This window comes from Methylobacterium sp. (genome assembly GCF_028290105.1).
GTDB lineage: Bacteria > Pseudomonadota > Alphaproteobacteria > Rhizobiales > Beijerinckiaceae > Methylobacterium.
In genome coordinates, this window is record NZ_JAQGKL010000161.1 from 1 (window position 1) to 20,751 (window position 20,751).

General features: G+C 68.5%; 21 protein-coding genes and 1 tRNA gene. 15 read left to right on the forward strand and 7 right to left on the reverse strand.

Translation table 11 applies throughout. The features are described from left to right. Positions 1-583: 583 nt before the first annotated feature. The 4 genes from JWQ05_RS11630 (at position 584) to JWQ05_RS11645 (ending at position 4,780) form a co-directional block, all read left to right on the forward strand. Entirely contained in the window at positions 584-1,675 is a 1,092-nt protein-coding gene (locus JWQ05_RS11630) for an alkene reductase (RefSeq protein ID WP_299658605.1), read from the forward strand. A 214-nt stretch (positions 1,676-1,889) separates the two neighbouring features. Beyond that, positions 1,890-3,788, forward strand: coding sequence for a PAS domain S-box protein (locus tag JWQ05_RS11635; RefSeq protein WP_299658606.1), 1,899 nt, complete (start codon positions 1,890-1,892; stop codon positions 3,786-3,788). Next, positions 3,788-4,483, forward strand: coding sequence for an HAD hydrolase-like protein (locus JWQ05_RS11640; protein ID WP_299658607.1), 696 nt, complete (start codon positions 3,788-3,790; stop codon positions 4,481-4,483). The genes JWQ05_RS11635 and JWQ05_RS11640 overlap by 1 nt, the downstream gene beginning before the upstream one ends. Positions 4,484-4,546: 63 nt before the next feature. Then, positions 4,547-4,780, forward strand: a complete 234-nt coding sequence (locus JWQ05_RS11645; RefSeq protein ID WP_299658608.1) for a hypothetical protein — start codon at positions 4,547-4,549, stop codon at positions 4,778-4,780. A 10-nt stretch (positions 4,781-4,790) separates the two neighbouring features. On the opposite strand, the gene JWQ05_RS11650 is transcribed toward JWQ05_RS11645, so the two are convergent. Both JWQ05_RS11650 and JWQ05_RS11655 read right to left on the reverse strand, forming a co-directional pair. Next, positions 4,791-7,040: a PAS domain-containing protein gene (locus JWQ05_RS11650; protein WP_299658609.1), complete on the reverse strand. Its 2,250-nt coding sequence runs from the start codon at positions 7,038-7,040 to the stop codon at positions 4,791-4,793. 367 nt (positions 7,041-7,407) lie between these two features. Then, complete coding sequence (locus JWQ05_RS11655) at positions 7,408-7,905, reverse strand: outer membrane protein assembly factor BamE (RefSeq protein WP_299658610.1); 498 nt, start codon at positions 7,903-7,905, stop codon at positions 7,408-7,410. Positions 7,906-8,106: 201 nt separating this feature from the next. Here JWQ05_RS11655 and JWQ05_RS11660 point away from each other — a divergent pair, with 201 nt between their 5' ends. The 10 genes from JWQ05_RS11660 (at position 8,107) to JWQ05_RS11705 (ending at position 18,213) form a co-directional block, all read left to right on the forward strand. Then, the gene (locus JWQ05_RS11660) at positions 8,107-8,709 is read left to right on the forward strand and encodes a ubiquinol-cytochrome C chaperone family protein (RefSeq protein ID WP_299658611.1); all 603 of its coding nucleotides are present in this window, start codon (positions 8,107-8,109) and stop codon (positions 8,707-8,709) included. After that, positions 8,706-9,233: a DUF177 domain-containing protein gene (locus JWQ05_RS11665; protein WP_299658612.1), complete on the forward strand. Its 528-nt coding sequence runs from the start codon at positions 8,706-8,708 to the stop codon at positions 9,231-9,233. Before JWQ05_RS11660 ends, JWQ05_RS11665 begins: the two co-directional genes overlap by 4 nt. Before the next feature lie 209 nt (positions 9,234-9,442). Then, positions 9,443-10,477 (forward strand): phosphate acyltransferase PlsX, encoded by a 1,035-nt coding sequence (gene plsX / locus JWQ05_RS11670; RefSeq protein WP_299658613.1) that lies wholly within the window; start codon positions 9,443-9,445, stop codon positions 10,475-10,477. A 46-nt stretch (positions 10,478-10,523) separates the two neighbouring features. Further along, entirely contained in the window at positions 10,524-11,501 is a 978-nt protein-coding gene (locus JWQ05_RS11675; RefSeq protein ID WP_299658614.1) for a beta-ketoacyl-ACP synthase III, read from the forward strand. Between the two features lie 115 nt (positions 11,502-11,616). Next, a complete protein-coding gene (locus JWQ05_RS11680) occupies positions 11,617-11,937 on the forward strand; it encodes an integration host factor subunit alpha (RefSeq protein WP_299658615.1) in 321 nt (106 codons plus the stop codon). A 76-nt stretch (positions 11,938-12,013) separates the two neighbouring features. After that, complete coding sequence (locus JWQ05_RS11685) at positions 12,014-12,466, forward strand: MerR family transcriptional regulator (RefSeq protein ID WP_299658630.1); 453 nt, start codon at positions 12,014-12,016, stop codon at positions 12,464-12,466. A 130-nt stretch (positions 12,467-12,596) separates the two neighbouring features. After that, the gene (locus tag JWQ05_RS11690) at positions 12,597-13,031 is read left to right on the forward strand and encodes a 4-aminobutyrate aminotransferase (protein ID WP_299658616.1); all 435 of its coding nucleotides are present in this window, start codon (positions 12,597-12,599) and stop codon (positions 13,029-13,031) included. Between the two features lie 197 nt (positions 13,032-13,228). Next, positions 13,229-15,175 (forward strand): PrkA family serine protein kinase, encoded by a 1,947-nt coding sequence (locus JWQ05_RS11695; RefSeq protein WP_299658617.1) that lies wholly within the window; start codon positions 13,229-13,231, stop codon positions 15,173-15,175. Positions 15,176-15,273: 98 nt separating this feature from the next. Beyond that, positions 15,274-16,575, forward strand: coding sequence for a YeaH/YhbH family protein (locus JWQ05_RS11700; protein WP_299658618.1), 1,302 nt, complete (start codon positions 15,274-15,276; stop codon positions 16,573-16,575). A gap of 63 nt (positions 16,576-16,638) precedes the next feature. Beyond that, a complete protein-coding gene (locus tag JWQ05_RS11705) occupies positions 16,639-18,213 on the forward strand; it encodes a SpoVR family protein (protein WP_299658619.1) in 1,575 nt (524 codons plus the stop codon). 187 nt (positions 18,214-18,400) lie between these two features. Here JWQ05_RS11705 and JWQ05_RS11710 read toward each other — a convergent pair whose 3' ends face one another. From JWQ05_RS11710 to JWQ05_RS11730, 5 genes are all read right to left on the reverse strand, one after another. Beyond that, positions 18,401-18,712 (reverse strand): ETC complex I subunit, encoded by a 312-nt coding sequence (locus JWQ05_RS11710; RefSeq protein WP_299658620.1) that lies wholly within the window; start codon positions 18,710-18,712, stop codon positions 18,401-18,403. Positions 18,713-18,751: 39 nt separating this feature from the next. Next, positions 18,752-18,828: transfer RNA gene (locus JWQ05_RS11715), tRNA-Pro, on the reverse strand. 86 nt (positions 18,829-18,914) lie between these two features. Beyond that, entirely contained in the window at positions 18,915-19,166 is a 252-nt protein-coding gene (locus tag JWQ05_RS11720; protein WP_299658621.1) for a pilus assembly protein PilZ, read from the reverse strand. A gap of 167 nt (positions 19,167-19,333) precedes the next feature. Beyond that, on the reverse strand, positions 19,334-19,537 hold the full coding sequence (locus JWQ05_RS11725; protein WP_299658622.1) for a hypothetical protein: 204 nt from the start codon (positions 19,535-19,537) through the stop codon (positions 19,334-19,336). A 71-nt stretch (positions 19,538-19,608) separates the two neighbouring features. After that, positions 19,609-19,842 (reverse strand): hypothetical protein, encoded by a 234-nt coding sequence (locus JWQ05_RS11730; RefSeq protein WP_299658623.1) that lies wholly within the window; start codon positions 19,840-19,842, stop codon positions 19,609-19,611. Between the two features lie 204 nt (positions 19,843-20,046). On the opposite strand from JWQ05_RS11730, the gene JWQ05_RS11735 reads away from it, so the two are divergent. Beyond that, complete coding sequence (locus tag JWQ05_RS11735; protein WP_299658624.1) at positions 20,047-20,751, forward strand: glutathione binding-like protein; 705 nt, start codon at positions 20,047-20,049, stop codon at positions 20,749-20,751.

The window sequence follows — 20,751 nt, forward strand, 5'->3', positions numbered from 1 at the left end:
CCCCTGCGCCTGCGCCCCGCCCGGCACCGCCGTCAAGGCGGCGCAGGCCGCCGTCCCCGCCATCAGGTCCCGTCGGCTCAAGTCACTCTCTCCCATAGGCGACATCTCGGTCTCCAGACCTGGTTCGGGGGATGACCGGTGCCGGGCGCGCCGCCGGAGGGGAACGCGGCGGGTTGGCGGGCCACCTTGGATAGGCTCCAAGGTAACGCCCGGGTCGTGGACGATTAGGGGCTCCAACCGACATAGCGTCATGAGCCCACCTTATGGATCGGGGCAACATTCCGTTCGGTCGGCAGACGCTCGAACTCGGCGTTGAGCGAAGTCGCGTTGACGACGGTTGAGTCGCCTTCCGAGTTCCCGCCCCTCGCGAACGTGATGACCGGAGCGTTCGTGTCGGGCTCGACGGGAGCGCCGCCTCGGTTCCCCACGGCCAACGCGCCGCGTGCGCGCCCGCACAGGCATCGGGGGCCCGCGATCCACGCGTCTGGCCCCGCGCCCCGCAGAACCCAAATGACGTACTTGACGGCGTCCGCCGAAGGCCGATTGCCGTCCGTTTGTCCTTGAAACAACGCGAGCCTCCTGCATGCCCTCCCTTTCCGACCCGATCCGCATCGGCGCGATCGACGCCAAGAACCGCGTCTTCATGGCCCCCCTGACCCGTGGCCGCGCCACGCGGGAGCACGTACCGACGCCGATCATGGTCGAGTATTACCGCCAGCGCGCCAGCGCCGGGATCATCCTCACCGAGGCCACCGGCATCTCGCAGGAGGGCCTGGGCTGGCCCTTCGCGCCGGGCATCTGGTCCGATGAGCAGGTCGAGGCCTGGAAGCCGATCGTGCAGGCCGTGCACGAGGCGGGCGGGCGCATCGTCTGCCAGCTCTGGCACATGGGCCGCATCGTCCATCCAGACTTCCTCGGAGGCCAGAAGCCGGTCTCCGCCTCGGCCACCACGGCGCCGGACGGCGCCCACACCTACGCGGGCAAGAAGCCCTACGAGGAGGCCCGCGCGCTCCCCGTCGAGGAGATGCCGCGCCTGCGTGCCGATTACGAGCGGGCCGCGCGCAACGCCATCAAGGCGGGCTTCGACGGGGTGCAGATCCACGCCGCGAACGGCTACCTCATCGACCAGTTCCTGCGCGACGGCTCGAACCACCGCACCGACGCCTATGGCGGGTCGGTGGAGAACCGCATCCGCCTGCTCACCGAGGTGACGCAGACCGTGGCCGACGCCATCGGCAAGGAGCGCACCGGAGTGCGCCTGTCGCCCAACGGCGCGATCCAGGGCGTCGACGATTCCAACCCGGACGCCCTGTTCGGTGCCGCCGCCGCGGCGCTCTCGAAGATCGGCATCGCCTTCCTCGAACTGCGCGAGCCCGGGCCGAACGGCACCTTCGGAACCTCCAACCATCCGCCGGTCGCGCCGACGATCAAGGCGGCCTTCGACGGTCCGCTGATCCTGAACTCCGATTACGACGGCGCCAGCGCCCAGAAGGCCCTCGACGAGAACCAGGCGGACGCCATCGCCTTCGGCCGTCCGTTCATCGCCAACCCCGATCTGCCGGCCCGCCTGATCGAGCATGCGCCGCTGAACAAGGATGAGCCGAAGACCTGGTACAGCCAGGGACCCGAGGGTTACATCGACTACCCGGCCCGCGACGCGGCCAAGGCCGCCTGAGCGGAACTTAAACCGGAGGTCCGCGAGCAGGACCTTTCTGCAAGGCGGCTATTGTATCTTTTTAGACAATAGCCGCCTTCCCTCACCTCAGGCGTACACACCAGACTTTTCGCCTGTAACAGAGCGCCCACGTATTGTTCACGATTGCGCGTCCTGATCCTATCGACCACACCGGGAAAGCCTTATGTGTGGCGACCGACGAGGATTGCCGCGCTTGCCTTCGACCGTTTCCTGCTCAGTCTCGACGACCGGATGGACCGAGGCCGAGCGGCTGGCGGAACTCGGCAATCTCGACCTCGATCGAAGCGGGCCCGAGACCCATTACGACGACCTGATCCGCATCGCCGCCCTGGTCTGCGCCGCCCCGGTCGCGCTGGTGAGCCTGGTCGAGGCGCAGAGGCAATGGTTCAAGGCCCGGGTCGGGTTCGACCTGTCCGAAACCGATCGCCAGATGTCGATCTGCGCCCATGCGGTCGAGGCCGATGCGCTCCTGGTGATCCCGGACCTGACGCGGGACCCGCGCACCGCCGGCAATCCCCTCGTGACCGGCGAGCACCGCCTGCGCTTCTACGCGGGGGCCATCATCCGTGCGCCCTCGGGCCTGCCCCTCGGCACCCTGTGCGTCCTCGATCATGTCGTGCGGCCGGATGGTCTCACGCCGGCCCAGGTCGAGACCCTGGAAGCCCTGGCGCGGCAGGCCTCCACCCTGATCGAACTGACGCGGACGCGAAGCGAGGTCGAGGCGCGCGAGGCGGAACTCGCGGCGAGCGAGCGCCGCTTCCGGGTGATGACCGGGGCGATGCCCCAGATGGTCTGGACGACCCTGCCGGACGGCCACCACGATTTCTACAACGACCGCTGGTACGAATTCACCGGCGTGCCGCAGGGTTCGACGGATGGCGATGCCTGGAACGGCATGTTCCACCCCGATGACCAGGAGCGTGCCTGGTCGCGCTGGCGCCACAGCCTCGCCACCGGCGAGCCCTACGAGGTGGCCTACCGCCTGCGCCACCATTCGGGCGCCTACCGCTGGACCCTGGGGCGGGCGATGCCGCTGCACGACACCGAGGGGCGGATCGAGCGCTGGTTCGGCACCTGCACGGACATCGAGGACCTGAAGCAGGCGGAGGCCGAGGCGCGCAAGCTCGCGGCCATCGTCGAGCAGTCCCAGGACTTCATCGGCATGGCCGACCGGCAGGGCATCATGCAGCACATCAACGCGGCCGGTCGCCGCCTCGTCGGGCTGCCCGACATCGCGGCCGTCACCGGAACCCGTATCACCGACTACGTCATGCCCGAGAGCCAGGCCCTCGTCACCGGCACGGTGCTGCCGGCGGTGGAGCGGCAGGGCTGGTGGGAGGGCGAACTCGCGTTTCGCCATGTCGGCACGGGGGAGGGGATCGCGGTCCTCTACAACATCTTCCGCGTGCGCGACGACGCGGGCGCGTTCGTCGGCTACGCCACCGTCACCCGAGACCTGCGCGAGCGCAAGCGTGGCGAGGAGGCGCGCGACCTGCTGATCAAGGAGCTCTCGCACCGGATCAAGAACATCTTCGCGGTGGTGGGCGGTATCGCCGGGCTGACCGCGCGAACCGACCCGGCGGCCCGGCCGTTCGTCGCCGCCTTCCGCGAGCGCCTCGGCGCCCTGGCGCAGGCCCACGAATACGTCCGGCCGCACTCGCCGGCCAGTGCACCGGCCGTGAAGGGCCAGACGCTGTTCGGCTTGATGCGCCTGATCATGGCGCCCTACACGCAGAACGGACGCGAGCGGATCACCCTCGCGGGCGACGACGTCGCGTTGGGCGAGCGCACCGCCACGGCGCTGGCGCTCATCATGCACGAGCAGGCCACCAACGCGATGAAGTATGGCGGGCTCTCGACCGAGACCGGGACAGTGCTCCTCACCGGTCGGCGGGACGGCGAATCCTACACCCTGACCTGGGCGGAGAGCGGCGGGCCGACGGTCGCCGGGCCACCGACCCGGCAGGGCTTCGGCACCGTGCTGGCCCAGCGCAGCGTGGCGGGCCAGCTCGACGGCACCCTCGAGCAGGATTGGGCGCCGGGAGGCCTCGTGATGCGGCTCGTCGTGCCGGTGGGCAATCTCCGCTCCTGATGGCGCATCCCTACCGGCTCGTCGTGTTCGATTTCGACGGGACCCTGGCCGACAGCTATCCGTGGTTCGCCTCCGTCATCAACGATGTCGCCGACCGCTACCGATTTCGCCGCATCGCCGCGCACGAGAGCGAGAGCCTGCGCGCCATGGACGCGCGCGGCATCGTCCGCCACCTCGGCATCCCGGCCTGGAAGCTGCCCTTCATCACCCGGCACATGCATCGGCTCGCCCGCCGCGACATCGGCGCGATTCCTGTCTTTCCCGGCATGCGCGCCGTGCTGGCTACCCTGGAGACTGAGGGCGTGCGCCTCGGGATCGCGAGCTCGAACCTCGAAGCCAATGTCCGGCAAGCCCTGGGGCCGTCCGACGCGGCGCGCTTCGGCCACTATGCCTGCGGGGCATCGCTGTTCGGAAAGGCCCGGCGCCTGCGGGCGATGATCCGCGATGCGGGCGCCGCTCCCCGGGAGACCCTGTATGTCGGCGACGAGATCCGCGACCACCTGGCGGCGTGCGACGTCGGCTGCGCGTTCGGTGCGGTGGCCTGGGGCTATACCCGCGCCGAGGCACTGGCTTCGCGTGAGCCCGCGCACCTGTTCCTCAGTCCCGCCGCGATCCTCGATGCGGCAGGCACCGTGGTGAGGCCGCCACAGCAGGCCCCTAAAATCGGAGGCGATGGCGGCGTCGGGGTTGCCTGACGCACGAGATTTGCGCCACGTTAACCTTTGATAAAACGTCGCACCGCGCGGGAGCCTCTGGGCATGGACACGACGCAAGAGCCACGACCCGTCGGCCTCGTCGCCTCCTCCACCGGGAACGACCAGGGACGCCGCGCGCGGCGCATCGGCACCCGCTGCCATCCGCTGGTCGCCAGCCTCGCCGGCGGCCTGCAGGCGACCTTCGCGGCCCCACCGGAGGACGAGGGGATCGACCTCTTCGCCGGCCTGATCGCGCGCCTCGACCGTGGCGAGCCGAACGCACAGTCCACGCGCTAGGACACACGCGCTAGGAGAGGCGTCGGCGACGCTCGCGGCTCTGGGCGACGGCTTTCCTGAGGACGCGCGAGAGCTGCTCCACCGAATACGGCTTGTGCAACAGCTCGAAGCCGTGACTGCCTTCCGCGGCCAGGACATGGCTGTAGCCGCTGGCGAGCACCACCGGCAGATCGGGCCGCCGCCTGGCGATCTCCTTGGCGAGCTCGATCCCGTTCATGCCCGGCATCACCACGTCGGAGAACACCACCTCGAAGCGGTAGGGGATCCTCTCGATCTGGCGGAGAGCGTCCGCCGCGTTGGTGGCCCAGACCGTGTGGTAGCCGAGTTCCGCCAGGGTCTGGGTCGCGAAGCCCCCGACGTCGGGATTGTCTTCCACCACCAGCACGCAGGTGCCGTGCCCGTCCGTCAGTGGCTCGGCGTCTTCCGGAACCGCCTCGGCCGCTGGCCCGCCCGCGACGCGCGGCAGGTAGAGCGTGAAGGTGGCGCCTTCGCCCGGCACGCTTTCGGCGAAGACCTCGCCGCCCGACTGCTTGGCAAAGCCGAAGACCTGGCTGAGGCCGAGGCCCGTACCCTGGCCGACACCCTTGGTGGTGTAGAAGGGCTCGAAGATCCGGTGCAGGTCTCCGGCGGCGATACCGGCGCCGCTATCGGTGAGAGACACCGCCACGAAGGCCCCGGCGGCGATGCCGAGCGGCGCGATCCCCTCGCTGGCCCGGACCCGGATGATCAGCCGGCCCTGGCCCTCCATGGCGTCGCGGGCATTGACCGCCATGTTCACCAGGGCGGTGTCGAACTGGCTCGGATCGGCGTGCACGTAGCACGGCTCGTCCGGCACCTCGACCACGATGGCGATCCGCACGCCCGTGAGGGTGCCGACCATCTCGCTGATCGCCGCGACACTCGTCCCGACATTGAAGATCTCGGGCTTGAGCGCCTGACGCCGCGCGAAGGCGAGGAGCTGCCCGGTGAGCTTGGCGGCGCGCGCCACCGTATCGGCGATCGCATCGACGTAGCGCCGGCGGCGCTCTTCCGGCAGGCCCGGCCGCTTGAGCAGGTCGGTGGAGGACTTGATGACGGTGAGGAGATTGTTAAAGTCGTGAGCGACCCCGCCGGTCAGCTGGCCCACCGCCTCCATCTTCTGCGCCTGGCGCAGGGCGTCCTGGGCCTGGTCCAGGGCAGCTTCCCGGGCCTTGTCCTCGGTGATGTCGCGGCCGCTGCAATAGGCCCGCCCGCCCTCGGGCACCGCCGTCCAGGAAATCCAGCGATAGAGCCCGTCGCGGGTGCGGTAGCGGTTCTCGAACCGGAACACCGGGTCGTTCTCGGCCAGCGCGTCGATCGCCGCGCGGGTACGTGGCCAATCGTCCGGATGGATCAGGTCGCGCAGCGGCCGGCCGGCGATCTCGGATTCGGTGCGGCCGAGCACGATCTCCCAGGCGGGGTTCACCCGCTCGAAATAGCCGTCCGGGTGAAACACGCCGAGGAGGTCGGGGCTGACCTGCCAGGTCAGGCCGCGCTCGTGCGTCCGCAGGATGACTTGGCGCTCGAGATCGGCGTTGAGGTAGCGCAGCTCCGCCTCGCTGCGGCGCAGGGCGATTTCTCCCAGCGCGCGATCCGTGACGTCGACGCCCTCGACGAAGATCCCGGTGACGGCGCCGTCGTCGTTGAAGATCGGCTGATAGACGAAGTCGAGGTAGCGTTCGCTCGCGGGACCGTCGGCCTGCGCCTGCAGGGTGATCGGCGAGGCCGTGGCGGTGAAGGCCTCGCCGCTGCGGTAGACGGTGTCGAGGAGATCGAGATAGCCCTGCGCGACGGCGTCGGGCAGGGCGTCCGCCACGGTCCGGCCGATCACCGGCCGGTCGCCGACAAGGCGCAGATAGGCCGGGTTGGCGAGTTCGAAGCGGTGGTCGGGTCCGCGCAGGACCGCCATGAAGCTCGGGGCCTGGGCGAAGAGCTGTTCCAGGCGCCGACGCCCGGCGCTGGCCTCCCGCTCGGCCTGAAGCCGCCCCGTCGTCTCGGTGCAGACGCAGAACATGCCGGCGACCCGGCCGGCCTCGTCGCGTACCGGCGTGTAGCCGAACGAGAAGAACGTCTCCTCCGGGTAGCCGTTGCGATGCATGATGAAGGCGATGCCGTCCCGATGCGTCGCCTCGCCCGCATAGGCCCGTACGAGGATCGGTTCGACCGCATCCCAGATGTCGTGCCAGAGGTCGCGGAAGGACCCGCCGAGGGCGGCGGGGTGGCGGGGTGGCGGGCGCCGCACATGGCGGCGTAGCCGTCGTTGTAGAGGGTGATGTAGTCCGGCCCCCAGACGATCAGCATCGGCTGCTTCGAGCCGAGCATGACACCGACCAGGGTCTTCAGGGCCGGGGGCCAGGTGGCGGGCGCGCCCAACGGGGAAGCGGACCAGTCGTGCTCGCGCAGGATCGCGCCGGTCTCGCCGCCCTCGATCAGGAATGCTTCGCGAAACGGCATCGGTGAGAGGCCCCTACGCGTCGGAGGGTCGGCCGTGGAGGCCGATCACGCGACGGGTCTGGATCGTGTGGAGCGGGTGCCCAGAGCCGGGGACACCCGACACGGCGGAGGTCGGACGAAGCCTGCGGAGCAGGCGCCTGCTCCGCCGAAAAGTCCTAGAGGCCGCGATTGGCGCCCGGGACCACGCTGGCGCCCGCGCCGCTGCCGAAGGGCTCGTACTTGGTCAGGCCGCGGAAGAGCTGGCTGATGAAGGCGCGGTCGGCGCCGCTGGTCGGCGTGGTGCGCTCGATGAAGTCGAACACCTTTCCGTCCTGCAGGCCGTATAGGGCCACGCGCTCGACCTTGAAGGCGCCCGTGAAGTAGACGGCCGTGACCTTCTGGTCCTCGACCTGCTCACCGAGGAACAGGACGGTGCGGCGGGTGTTCTGGCTGATGTAGTACCAGGACTTGTTGCCGACGGTGGAAACGGTGGAGGGCGTGCCCAGGATCTGCAGGACCTGCTCGGCGCTCATGCCGGGCTTGACCGTGGCCAGGGCGGCTTGATCGATCTGGTAGCCGTGGCGGATGTCCTCGCCGATGCAGGCGGAGACACCGGCCCCGATCATACCGAGGACGGCGAGGCGAGCGAGCGACGAGACGAAACGGCGCGACATCGGCCACCCTTAGCTTACCGTGAGGAACTGAACGCGTGTGCGGCTTCGATCTCGCCCCCGACACACCGAAGATACGCGAAGGAGGTTGCACCTTGACCGTTGGCTGCCGTAACGCGGGGTTATGGTTTTGACAAGGCAAGCGCGGCCACACCCCCCGGCCGATATCGTCCGTCCCGCGGTTGCTCGACGGGGAGTGAGCGCATGATCGCCGGACTCGTCGATCGCCTGCGCACACTCGGCCGGTCGAGGCCGCGCGAGCGGGCGATCGAGGCGCTGCACCACCGCATCAACACGGCGTCGCGCCAACCCGGCCTCTACACGGAACTCGGCGTGCCCGACTCCCTGGAGGGGCGCTTCGAGTGCCTGATCCTGCACGTCATCCTGGTGCTGCGACGCCTCAAGGATCTGCCGGAGCCGGCCGCGGACGTGGCGCAGGATCTCGTGAATTCGGTGTTCCTCCAGCTCGATTCGTCGCTGCGGGAATCCGGCATCGGGGATTTCGGCGTCCCCAAGCGCATGAAGAAGCTCGGCGCGGCCTTCTACGGCCGGGCGGAAGGCTACGACGCCGCGCTCGACGCGGGCGACGTGGCGGCCCTGCGGGCGGCACTCGCGCGCAACGTCCTGGGCCTCGAGGCGCCCGACGCCGCCGACAGCCTCACGTGCTACGTCCAGGCCGCCGCCGCAGCCCTGTCGGAAACCAGCCTCGACGGGCTGATCGAGACCGGCCCGCCCTTCCCATCGCCCGACCCCTTCGCCACTTCCCGGGCAGAGCCAGGCGCCCTCTCAACGCGGACGACACCATGACCCGGCACGAACCGGCGGCACGCCACCAGACGCCCGGCCCGCTTTCGCGACCCACCAGCGTCGACCGCCTGAGGCGCAGTGACGGACGCCTCATCGTGACGGCGACCCCGGAGGAATGCGCGGCCCTGGCCGAGGATTTCAAGATTCCCGGGATCCGCGAGCTCGTCGGCGACTTCGAGACCAGCGGCCCGCCTTCCGCCTTCCGGGTGCGCGGGACCGTGAAGGCCCTGCTGACCCAGATCTGCTCGGTGAGCCTCGATCCCTTCGAGGGTCCGGTCGAGGAACCCGTGGACGTCCTGTTCACGGATACCGACCAGCTCGCGGGGACCGATGCCGAGGATGCTGACGTTCCGGACGCCATCGTCGGCGGCAAGATCGATTTCGGCACCATCACGGCCGAGTTCCTGGCCCTCGGGCTCGATCCCTATCCGCGCAAGCCCGGCACCAGCTTCGAGCCTCATGTTGAGGACATGGACGAGCCGCCGCTCGCCGCCCTGCGCGCCCTGAAGCCGGACAACGACTGAGCCCTGACGCGTCGGCCGGGGAGACGCCGTTCGGCCACGGGCGCAGAATTCGTTTGCCCGACGGTCGCCAATGGTTATTTTCCGCCGCGCCCGGCATGGGGCCGGCGGTTCCCGCGCGGCCCCGCTCGACTTTCGCCTTATCCAAGCAGGTCCGCCCTTCCGCGCAGGGGCACCTCCCATCCGCGACCAGAGGCCATCGGCCACCCGACATGTCCCAGAGAGTGTGCATCTCGCTCGACGCCATGGGCGGCGACCACGGCCCCACGACCGTGGTGCCGGGCGCCGCCATCGCCCGCGAGCGCCATCCCGAGATGACGTTCCTGATGTTCGGGGACGAGGCCATCCTGACGCCCCTGGTGGCCGCCGAGCCGCGCCTGAAGGGCGCAGTGGAGATCCGCCACACCACGGTGGCGATCGCCATGGACGACAAGCCGAGCCAGGCGGTGCGCGCGGGGCGCGGCAAATCCTCGATGTGGCGCGCCATCCAGGCGGTCAAGGACGGAGAGGCAGATGCCGCCGTCTCCGCCGGCAACACCGGCGCCCTGATGGCGATGTCGAAGATCTGCCTGAAGACCCTCGCGGGCATCGAGCGCCCCGCCATCGCCTGCCTCTGGCCCACCGTGCGGGGCGAGAGCGTGGTGCTGGATGTCGGCGCCACCATCGGCACCGATGCCGAGCACCTCGTCGAGATGGCGGTGATGGGCGCGGCCATGGCCCGGATCGTGTTCGACCTCGACCGCCCGACGGTGGGCCTCCTCAACGTCGGCACCGAGGAGATGAAGGGCAACGAGGCGGTGAAGGAAGCCGCCCGCACCCTGCGCGAGGCCGACCTGCCGAACCTCGCCTATCATGGCTTCGTCGAGGGCAACGACCTCGGCAAGGGCACGGTGGACGTCGTCGTCACGGAGGGCTTCACCGGCAACATCGCCCTGAAGACCGCCGAGGGCACCGCCAAGCAGATCGGCAGCTACCTGCGCGCCGCCATGAGCCGGACCCTGTCGGCCAAGATCGGCTACTTCTTCGCCCGCCACGCCTTCAAGGCCCTGCGGGAGAAGATGAACCCGAGCCGGGCCAACGGCGGCGTGTTCCTCGGCCTCGAGGGGATCGTCATCAAGAGCCACGGCTCGGAGGACGCGCACGGCTTCGCCGCCGCCGTCGACCTGGCCCACGACATGGCCCGGCACGACCTGATGCGCACCATCCGCGACATGCTCGACCTGACGCCGGCGGGGGCCTCGTCGTGAGCGCATCCGCGAACTGGAAGGACGCCGCGATGACGGTCCTCTCGCTATGACGGTCCTGCGCTCGGTCGTGGTCGGCGGCGGCTCCGCCCTGCCGGCCCGATGCGTCACCAACGAGGAACTGAGCCGCACCGTCGACACCTCCGACGAATGGATCGTGCAGCGCACGGGCATCCGGCAGCGCTACCTGGCGGATGCCGGCGAGACCACCTCCGTGCTCGGGGCCCGCGCGGCGCAGGCCGCCCTCGACGATGCCGGCCTCACGGCGGACGACATCGACATCGTCATCTGCGCGACCTCGACGCCCGACCACACCTTTCCGTCCACCGCCACCGAGATCCAGGCGGCTCTGGGCATGCGCGGCGGCTTCGCCTTCGACGTCCAGGCGGTCTGCGCCGGCTTCGTCTACGCCGTGACCACCGCCGACAAGTTCCTCAGCACGGGAAGCGCCAAGCGCGCCCTCGTCATCGGCGCCGAGACTTTCTCGCGAATCCTCGATTGGGAGGACCGCACCACCTGCGTGCTGTTCGGCGACGGGGCCGGCGCCATCGTGCTGGAGGCGCGGGAAGGGGAGGGCACGTCCGCCGATCGCGGCGTGCTCACCGCGAGCCTGCGCTCAGACGGGCGCCACCGGGACAAGCTCTACGTCGATGGCGGGCCGGGCTCCACCGCCACCACCGGCCATCTGCGCATGACCGGCAAGGAGGTGTTCCGCTTCGCCGTCGGCTCCGTCACCGACGTGATCGACGACGCCTTCCGGGCGTCGGGCACCACCGCCGACGACCTCGACTGGTTCGTGCCGCACCAGGCCAACCGCCGGATCATCGAGGCATCGGCCGACAAGCTCGGCATCGCCCGCGACAAGGTCGTGCTCACCGTGGACCGGCACGGCAACACCTCGGCCGCCTCGATCCCGCTCGCCCTCGACGTCGCCCGTAAGGACGGGCGCATCCAACAGGGCGACCTTGTGATGATCGAGGCCATCGGCGGCGGATTCACCTGGGGTGCAGCCCTGATCCGTTGGTAGCAGGGGCTCGCGGCTCGCTTAAGGCAAACACGCTGTTGACCCCGGCCGGAACGCCGATTAGCGTGCGCGATCATAGAGATACCAAGAAAACACGAATCGCCTCGGGGAACTTCGCATGTCGGGAAAGACGGTCACACGCGCCGATTTGAGCGAGGCCGTCTACCAGCAGGTCGGCCTCTCGCGGACCGAGTCCTCCGCCCTCGTCGAGACCGTGCTCTCCGAGATCTGCACCTGCCTCGCCGGCGGCGAGACGGTGAAGCTGTCCTCCTTCGGTTCCTTCGTGGTGCGCAGCAAGGGCCGCCGGGTCGGGCGCAACCCGAAGACCGGCGTCGAGGTGGCGATCGAGCCGCGACAGGTCATGGTGTTCAAGCCCTCGAACGTCCTGAAGGCCCGGATCAACGGCCTGAACGGCGCCGCCGAGCACGACGACGAGTAGGTCCGTCATGTCCCTCGCCGCGCGGATCGACGAGCCCAAGCCCGCCCAGCGCGAGGGGGAGGCGACCGTGCGCGAGATGCCCGAGAAGAGCGCAGGCGCCTTTCGCACCATCAAGGAAGCCGCCGACGACCTCGACGTGCCGCAGCACGTCCTGCGCTTCTGGGAGACGCGCTTCAGCCAGATCCGCCCGGTCAAGCGGGCCGGCGGCCGGCGCTATTATCGGCCCGACGACGTCGACCTGCTGAAGGGCATCAAGCGCCTGCTGCACGGGCAGGGCTACACCATCAAGGGCGCCCAGGGGGTCCTGCGCGAGCGCGGCCTGCGCTTCGTGCAATCGGTCGGGCGCGGGGAGGCCGAGGCCGCCGCTCCCTCGCTGCAGGAGGTGGACGGAACCCCCGTCGGCGACCTGCCGCACGGCGACGGCATCCCGCCCGAGGATCGAGCGGCACTCGAGGACGCGCTGGCCGACCTGCGCGCCTGCCGCACCGCCGTCGAGCGCCTGAGCCTGCCGCCCGAGGCCGACGCTTAAGGGCATCGGGCGCGGGTCGCGGGCGAGCGCCCACTCGACGGCCGTGCTCGCCATCCCCACATCCCTTGGACGCGGGCCAAGTCCGCCGCGCCCCGCGCGGACCGCCTGCGATCACCGGAGTTCGTCCCGCATGCTGCTCGCCCGTTCCGCAACCCTCCTCGCCGCCGGAATCCTGCTCGCGACACCGGCCCTGGCCCAGACCACGGTGACGCGCAGCGAGACCGCGACCTCCGGCAAGAGCGTGCGCCTCGCCATCGTGCCGAACCTCAAGAAGGATTGCTCGTCCGGCCCGATGCCCGAGATCCGGGTGAGCGGCGCGCCCAAGAACGGCTCGCTGATCACCAAGGTCGGCAAGATCAAGACCCCGGCCAAGTACCGCTGCCCCGGCAAGGAGGCGGCCGTGCAGGCGGTGTTCTACCAGAGCAAGGACGGCTTCACGGGCAGCGACGAAGTGACGGTCGACGTCAAGGATTCCGACGGCAACGTCCAGACCCAGAACATCAAGATCACGGTCGGCGCGGCCAAGACCGACACCGCCCCGAAGAAGGACGCCACCGACCTCTGAGCGTCCTCCGGGGCCGCGGCACATCCGCCGCCGGCCCCGGCGACCGAACCCGATGGGCAGGCCGGGATGTTGCACTGTGGCACGCATCACACGCCGAAATTTCGTCGTCACTGCGCTGCGACAAAACTGGGCCTGTCAGTTGCATCCAAGGCGAGACAGGATGAAGCTGTCGCTGTCGTGAGGGGATCGGAAAGCCTATGCCGTCGACGAACGACCTGTTCCAGAGCTTCACTCGTGGGTACGAGGCACGCCGCGATACGGAGATGAGCCTCTCCGAATTTCTCGAGGCCTGCCGCGACGAACCGTTGATGTACGCCACCGCGGCCGAGCGCATCCTCGAGGCGATCGGCAAGCCGGAATTCGTGGACACGGCGAAGGATGCGCGCCTCGGGCGCGTATTCATGAACCGGACCATCCGGATCTACCCCGCCTTCGCCGAATTCTACGGCATGGAGGAGACGATCGAGCGCATCGTCTCGTTCTTCCGCCACGCGGCGCAGGGGTTGGAGGAACGCAAGCAGATCCTCTACCTGCTCGGCCCCGTCGGCGGCGGCAAGTCCTCCCTCGCCGAGCGCCTCAAGGCGCTGATGGAGACCCATCCGATCTACGTGCTGAAGGCCGGCAACGAAGTCTCTCCCGTGTTCGAGAGCCCGCTCGGGCTGTTCGACCCCGAGACGATGGGGGCGGAGATTCAGGAGCGCTACGGCATCCCGCGGCGCCGCCTCACCGGCCTGATGAGCCCCTGGGCCCTCAAGCGCCTCGACGAGTTCAACGGCGACATCTCGAAGTTCAAGGTGATCAAGGTCCGGCCCTCGCGCCTGCGCCAGATCGGCATCGCCAAGACCGAGCCCGGCGACGAGAACAACCAGGACATCTCCAGCCTCGTCGGCAAGGTCGATATCCGCCGCCTCGAGACCCTGTCCCAGGCGGACCCGGATGCGTATTCCTACTCCGGCGGCCTCAACCGGGCGAACCAGGGCGTTCTCGAATTCGTCGAGATGTTCAAGGCGCCGATCAAGATGCTGCACCCCCTGCTCACCGCGACGCAGGAGGGCAACTATGTCGGCACCGAGAATATCGGCGCGATTCCGTTCACGGGCGTGATCCTGGCCCACTCGAACGAGTCCGAGTGGCAGACCTTCAAGACCAACAAGAACAACGAAGCCTTCATCGACCGCATCTACGTGATCAAGGTGCCCTATTGCCTCCGGGTGACGGAGGAACAGCGCATCTACGAGAAGCTGGTCTCCGGCTCGGAACTGTCCGACGCCGCATGCGCGCCGGGCACCCTCGAGATGCTGGCCCGCTTCTCGGTGCTCTCGCGGCTGCGCGAGCACGCCAACTCGAACGCCTTCTCGAAGATGCGCGTCTACGACGGCGAGTCCCTGCGTGAGGTCGATCCCCGCGCCCGCTCGATGCAGGAATACAAGGACGCGGCCGGCGTCGACGAGGGCATGGACGGGATCTCCACCCGCTTCGCCTTCAAGGTGATGGCGGCGACCTTCAACCACGACACCACGGAAGTCTCGGCTGACCCCGTCCACCTCATGTACGTGCTGGAACAGGCCTTGCGGCGCGAACAACTGCCGCCGGAAACCGAGAAGCGCTACCTGGAGTTCATCAAGACGGAACTGGCCCCGCGCTACGCGGAGTTCATCGGTCACGAGATCCAGAAGGCCTATCTCGAATCCTACCACGATTACGGCCAGAACCTGTTCGACCGCTACATCGACTATGCCGACGCGTGGATCGAGGACCAGGACTTCAAGGATTCGGAGACCGGCCAGCTTCTCAACCGCGAGTTGCTGAACCAGGAGCTGACCAAGATCGAGAAGCCGGCCGGCATCGCCAATCCGAAGGATTTCCGCAACGAAGTCGTCAAGTTCGCCCTGCGCTCGCGGGCGCAGCACGGCGGCCGCAACCCCTCGTGGACCTCCTACGAGAAGCTGCGCGAGGTCATCGAACGGCGCATGTTCAGCCAGGTCGAAGAGTTGCTGCCCGTCATTTCCTTCGGTTCGAAGAAGGACGGCGAGACCGAGAAGAAGCACGGCGAGTTCGTCGACCGGATGGTGGCGCGCGGCTACACCGATCGGCAGGTCCGCCGCCTGGTCGAGTGGTACATGCGGGTGAAGCAGGCGGGGTAGGGCCGATTGGCCCTGTCCGAAGGGTGAGGGGGCGGCCGCAGGGCCGCCCCGGCCAGTCGATCCCACATTGGTCTTGAGGGCGAAGGCACACACACCGGATGCACATCGTCGACCGTCGTCTGAATCCCGGGGGCAAGAGCCTCGCCAACCGCCAGCGCTTCCTGCGCCGCGTGAAGGATGTGGCCCAGCGCGCCGTGCGGGAATCCGCGCGGGAGAAGGACATCAAGGATCTCGGCAAGGATGGCCGGGTCTCGGTGCCAGCAGACGGGGTCCGTGAGCCCCGCTTCGCGCGCCAGCCCGGCACGGGCCTGCACGATCACATCCTGCCCGGTAACAAGACCTACGTGGAGGGCGACCGCATCGAGCGCCCGCCCTCCGGAGGCGGCGGCAGGGGCTCGGGGGAGGGCGGCGAGGGCTCGGAGAACAGCGAGGACGCCTTCCGTTTCGTGCTGACCCGCGACGAGTTCCTCGAACTCTTCCTCGAAGACCTGGAACTTCCGGATCTCGCCAAGCGCCGACTCTCGGTGGTGGAGACGGACGGGCTGCGCCGAGCCGGCTACACGACCTCGGGCTCGCCGGCCAACCTCGCGCTGACCCGGACCCTGCGCAATTCCATGTCCCGCCGGATCGCCCTGAAGCGGCCGAAACCCGACGAGATCGCGGCGCTGGAAGCCCGCATTGCCGAGACGCCATCGAGCGACCCGGAGTTGCCGAACCTGCTGCTGGCCCTCTCGGGCCTGCGCGAGCGCACCAAGCGCATCCCGTACGTCGATCCCCTCGACCTGCGCTATCGCCGCTTCGAGACCTATCCGCGCCCGGTGGCGCAGGCGGTGATGTTCTGCCTGATGGACGTCTCCGGCTCGATGACCGAGCACATGAAGGACCTGGCCAAGCGCTTCTACATCCTGCTGCACATCTTCCTGACGCGGCGCTACCGCCACGTGGAGATCGTCTTCATCCGCCACACCGACAAGGCGACGGAGGTGGACGAGGACACCTTCTTCGGATCCCGCGAGACCGGCGGCACCCTCGTCTCCTCGGCGCTGGTGGAGATGAAGCGCGTCATCGCCGAGCGCTACTCGCCCGACGACTGGAACATCTACGCGGCCCAGGCCTCGGACGGCGACAACGTGTCGAGCGACGGGCCGACCTCCACCGAGCTGCTGCGCGCCCATATCCTGCCGGCGTGCCAGCACTTCGCCTATCTGGAGGTCGGTGACGAGAACGGCCCGCGCGCCGGGTTCGTGGAGCACCGCACCACCCTGTGGCGGACCTACGAGGGTCTGGCCAAGACCGGCGCGCCCATCGCCATGCGCAAGGTCAACCACCGGCGCGACATCTACCCGGTGTTCCGCGAATTGTTCGGGCGCAAGGACGCCCGGGCGGAGGCGGAAGCCTAGCGCCTCACGACCGCGAGACACGGACCCCGCGAAACACGGACCCGGCGAGGAAGGCCCATCGACATGGTCGGCAGCATCATCCGCCCCACGCCCCAGCGGCTCTCCGGGGGCCAGCAGCCGCTCTTCACCGGGAACGACTGGGACTTCGACACGATCCGGCGCATCCACGACGCCTGCGAGGCCATTGCCGGGCCGGAACTCGGGCTGTCCTGGTATCCCAACCAGATCGAGATCATCACGGCCGAGCAGATGCTCGACGCCTACGCGTCGATCGGCATGCCGCTGTTCTACAAGCACTGGTCCTTCGGCAAGCACTTCGCCCAGCACGAATCCGGCTACCGCCGCGGGATGATGGGGCTGGCCTACGAAATCGTCATCAACTCTGATCCGTGCATCTCCTACATCATGGAGGAGAACACGGCGACGATGCAGACCCTGGTGATCGCCCACGCCGCCTTCGGCCACAACCACTTCTTCAAGAACAACTACCTGTTCAAGCAGTGGACCGACGCCGAGGGCATCCTCGATTACCTCGATTTTGCCAAGGGCTTCATCACGCGCTGCGAGGAGCGCCACGGCCACGCCGCCGTGGAGGCGGTGCTGGACGCGGCCCACGCGCTGATGAGCCAGGGTGTCCACCGCTATCCGCGCAAGAAGCGGCCCGACCTCGCCTCGGAGCAGCGCCGCGAGCGCGAGCGCGCCGAGCACGGCGAGCAGATCTACAACGACCTCTGGCGCACCCTGCCGCAGAAGATCGCGTCGGGGCGCCCCGATGCCGCCGTCGAGCAGCGCAAGGCGCTCCTCGAACTGCCCCAGGAAAACATCCTCTACTTCCTGGAGAAGGCGGCGCCCCGGCTGCGGCCCTGGCAGCGCGAGATCCTGCGCATCGTGCGGCTCGTGGCGCAGTACTTCTACCCGCAGCGCCAGACCAAGGTGATGAACGAGGGCTGCGCCACCTATTGCCACTACCGGATCATGAATTCGCTCTCCGAGAAGGGCCTGATCGGCGAGGCGGCCTATCTCGAATTCCTGCAGTCGCACACCAACGTCGTGCGCCAGCCGAATTACAACGAGCGCGGCTACAGCGGCCACAACCCCTACGCCATCGGTTTTGCCATGATGCAGGACATCGCCCGCATCGTGGAGCAGCCGACCGACGAGGACCGGCAGTGGTTCCCCGAGATCGCCGGCACCGGCGACGCCATGGCGACCCTGCGGGACATCTGGGCGAATTACCGCGACGAGAGCTTCATCGCGCAGTTCCTGTCGCCCAAGCTGATGCGCGAGATGCGGCTGTTCCACGTCGTCGACGATCCGGACGAGGCGGAACTGCGGGTCGAGGCGATCCACGACGAGCGTGGGTACCGCAAGATGCGCCGCTCCTTCGCCCGCCAGTACGACGTCGCCTGGCTCGATCCCGATATCGAGGTGGTGGACGTGGACCTCACGGGGGACCGCCGCCTGATCGTGCATCACCGCGCGCTCAACCGCATCGTCCTGCAGAAGGACGATGCCAAGCGCGTGCTCCAGCACCTCGCCGATCTCTGGGGCTACGACGCGGTGCTGAAGGAGATCGATCCGGCCACCGATGCGGTCCTGGCCGAACACCACGCCAGCGCGCGGCCGATCTTCTTTTGAGGCGGCCGATCCCGGCCCGCCGCGGATTGGCGCGGCGGCGATCCGGCGTTAGCCTGCGCGCATGACGAACGACGACCTGCGCGAATCCCGCGCCGCCCTCATCCTTCTCGCCGTCGCGGTCGGCTCGGTCCTGATCTTCGGGGCGGTCACGATCCTGATCCAGCTCTGACGAGCCGGGCCGGCGGCCTCAGTGGGTCCAGGGCGCCGTGCGGTTGAACTTGAAATTGTCCGAGTAGGACAGGCCCTTGCGCAGGATCGGCTTCTGCGGCTCCTCGACCCGGTAGGTCAGGCCCGCGCGGGTCGCGTAGGCGATGGCCTCGTCCCGGGTCTCGAATTCGAGATGCACCTGCTGCAGCATGTCGGACGAGCCGGTCCAACCCATCAGCGGGTCGGTCTCGCGCGGAGCGGCCTGGTCGAATGCGAGCACCCAGGCCTTGGTGCGGGCGGTCCCGGACTGGGTCGGGTCCTTCGCAGGCTGATAGATGCGGGCGCTCGACATCGGGTCGTCCAACTCCAGGGAGCCATCAGCGGGTAAGAATGGTCGGGGCGATAGGATTCGAACCTACGACCCTCTGGTCCCAAACCAGATGCGCTACCAGGCTGCGCTACACCCCGACACGCTTTCGCGTTCGAGGGTCATAGGGTTTTCACCCCGCGACGGCAAGGCGGCATTGTTCGTCCGGGCGCCGGCTCGGCTGCGCTCAAGCGACGAAATTGACGCCGAGCTTGCGGCCGCGCCGCCACGCGACCTTGCAGCGCCGCGGCTTGGCATAGGCGGTCATCGAGAGCGTGAATTCGTCAGGGACCGTCTCGGCGACCTCCACCTCGATCTGCGCGCCGGTTTCAGATTGGTCCCAGACCAGGCAGTCGATCTCGGCGGCGCCCTCTCCGGGAAGGAGCGCCCCGATCCGGAAGGCATCCGCCCGCCGGGCACCCCGACGATTTTCGTCCACGACACCTCTCCCCGCCCATCGATGCGAGCAGTTGACCGGAACCGCCTTAACGTTTTCCCGCCTTGGTCGATGAAAGCCTGGATTTCCCGCGCTGGTTCCGGGGTGTCAGGGGACGATCGCGCTTCGGATGGTGCGGGTCGGCAATCGAAGCCGAACCCTGCTCACCCCTAGATCCGCAGGTCGACGACACGGCGTTGGCTGGCCGGTATCGTCGCGGTCTCGATGCCCGCCGGAGCCTCGGCACGGCCGATATCGACCGAGACGGTCTTCGGCTCCGTCTCGTGGCGTCGGGCGGCGTCGTTGCGGGCCTGATGCAGGATCTCGGTGGCGCGGATGACACCGACCTGGTTCAGCGAGACGGCCATGGTCATGGTCAGCGCTCTCCCCGTTCGATGCCGGGCCTGCCGGCGATGTTGCTAGGCCAGATTGCTATCCCAAGTCGCTAGGCCAGGATGTCGAGCACCCGGCGCTCCGAATCGAGGGTGGATTTCAGGATGGCGGTGTTCATCCCGATATTCACCTTCTCCTGCATCATCTGCACGGCGGTGGTCGAGAGATCGACCTGCGTCGCGCTCGGCAGGCTCGTGCCCATGGCGGCAATGCCCTCGGCCGCGGATGCGAACCGTTGGGTCGCGGCCGCGATGCCGTTGCTGCTCGCCGCAATCGCGCTGATCATCCCATCACCTCATCCTGCTGGCATCAAATCCAAGCACGACACCCCTGAATCGAGTCTTGTGCGATTGCGCAGCATTCGAGCGATCGATCCTTGCTGGACGCTTCGGTCCAGCTTGACCCGGGAGGGCGCGGGCGCCACGTCCGCCGTCGGCGTCGCGGACCGATCCGAACCGACAGGCCGCGCGGGCGCCAGACGGAGACTGCGATGATCGATCTCTACTACTGGCCAACGCCGAACGGTCACAAGGTGACGATGTTCCTCGAGGAGGCGGGGCTCGACTACACGCTGAAAGCCGTGAACATCGGCAAGGGCGAGCAGTTCAAGCCGGATTTCCTGGCGCTCGCGCCCAACAACCGCATGCCGGCCATCGTCGACCATGCCCCGGCCGGCGGGGGCGCACCGGTCTCGCTGTTCGAGTCGGGGGCGATCCTGCTCTATCTCGCCGAGAAGACCGGCCGCTTCATCGCCCCCGACATCGCCGGCCGCGCCGAGGTGCTGCAATGGCTGTTCTGGCAGATGGGCGGCCTCGGGCCGATGCTCGGCCAGAACCACCACTTCACCCAATACGCGCCGGAGAAGGTCCCCTACGCCATCGACCGGTACGTCAAGGAGACGAACCGCCTCTACGGCGTCCTCGACCGGCGCCTCGCCGACCGGGCCTACGTCGCGGGCGCGGACTATTCGATCGCCGACATGGCCTCCTATCCGTGGATCGTGCCATACGAGAAGCAAGGCCAGACCCTGGAGGACTTCCCCCATCTCAAGCGCTGGTTCCACGCGATCGCGGAGCGCCCGGCGACGAAGGCGGCCTATGCCCGCGCGCCGGAGGTCAACCCGGATTTCGGCAAGACCATGAGCGAGGAGGCCAAGAAGGTGATGTTCGGCCAGACCGCCGCGACGCGGGGCTGA

What these genes read in the sequence shown, in the direction of transcription:
- JWQ05_RS11630 (WP_299658605.1), top strand. Translation starts at nt 584, where the DNA reads ATGCCCTCCCTTTCCGACCCGATCCGCATCGGCGCGATCGACGCCAAG.
- JWQ05_RS11640 (WP_299658607.1), top strand. Translation starts at nt 3,788, where the DNA reads ATGGCGCATCCCTACCGGCTCGTCGTGTTCGATTTCGACGGGACCCTG.
- JWQ05_RS11645 (WP_299658608.1), top strand. Translation starts at nt 4,547, where the DNA reads ATGGACACGACGCAAGAGCCACGACCCGTCGGCCTCGTCGCCTCCTCC.
- JWQ05_RS11655 (WP_299658610.1), bottom strand. Translation starts at nt 7,905, where the DNA reads ATGTCGCGCCGTTTCGTCTCGTCGCTCGCTCGCCTCGCCGTCCTCGGT.
- JWQ05_RS11660 (WP_299658611.1), top strand. Translation starts at nt 8,107, where the DNA reads ATGATCGCCGGACTCGTCGATCGCCTGCGCACACTCGGCCGGTCGAGG.
- JWQ05_RS11665 (WP_299658612.1), top strand. Translation starts at nt 8,706, where the DNA reads ATGACCCGGCACGAACCGGCGGCACGCCACCAGACGCCCGGCCCGCTT.
- plsX (WP_299658613.1), top strand. Translation starts at nt 9,443, where the DNA reads ATGTCCCAGAGAGTGTGCATCTCGCTCGACGCCATGGGCGGCGACCAC.
- JWQ05_RS11675 (WP_299658614.1), top strand. Translation starts at nt 10,524, where the DNA reads ATGACGGTCCTGCGCTCGGTCGTGGTCGGCGGCGGCTCCGCCCTGCCG.
- JWQ05_RS11680 (WP_299658615.1), top strand. Translation starts at nt 11,617, where the DNA reads ATGTCGGGAAAGACGGTCACACGCGCCGATTTGAGCGAGGCCGTCTAC.
- JWQ05_RS11685 (WP_299658630.1), top strand. Translation starts at nt 12,014, where the DNA reads ATGCCCGAGAAGAGCGCAGGCGCCTTTCGCACCATCAAGGAAGCCGCC.
- JWQ05_RS11690 (WP_299658616.1), top strand. Translation starts at nt 12,597, where the DNA reads ATGCTGCTCGCCCGTTCCGCAACCCTCCTCGCCGCCGGAATCCTGCTC.
- JWQ05_RS11695 (WP_299658617.1), top strand. Translation starts at nt 13,229, where the DNA reads ATGCCGTCGACGAACGACCTGTTCCAGAGCTTCACTCGTGGGTACGAG.
- JWQ05_RS11700 (WP_299658618.1), top strand. Translation starts at nt 15,274, where the DNA reads ATGCACATCGTCGACCGTCGTCTGAATCCCGGGGGCAAGAGCCTCGCC.
- JWQ05_RS11705 (WP_299658619.1), top strand. Translation starts at nt 16,639, where the DNA reads ATGGTCGGCAGCATCATCCGCCCCACGCCCCAGCGGCTCTCCGGGGGC.
- JWQ05_RS11710 (WP_299658620.1), bottom strand. Translation starts at nt 18,712, where the DNA reads ATGTCGAGCGCCCGCATCTATCAGCCTGCGAAGGACCCGACCCAGTCC.
- JWQ05_RS11725 (WP_299658622.1), bottom strand. Translation starts at nt 19,537, where the DNA reads ATGACCATGGCCGTCTCGCTGAACCAGGTCGGTGTCATCCGCGCCACC.
- JWQ05_RS11730 (WP_299658623.1), bottom strand. Translation starts at nt 19,842, where the DNA reads ATGATCAGCGCGATTGCGGCGAGCAGCAACGGCATCGCGGCCGCGACC.
- JWQ05_RS11735 (WP_299658624.1), top strand. Translation starts at nt 20,047, where the DNA reads ATGATCGATCTCTACTACTGGCCAACGCCGAACGGTCACAAGGTGACG.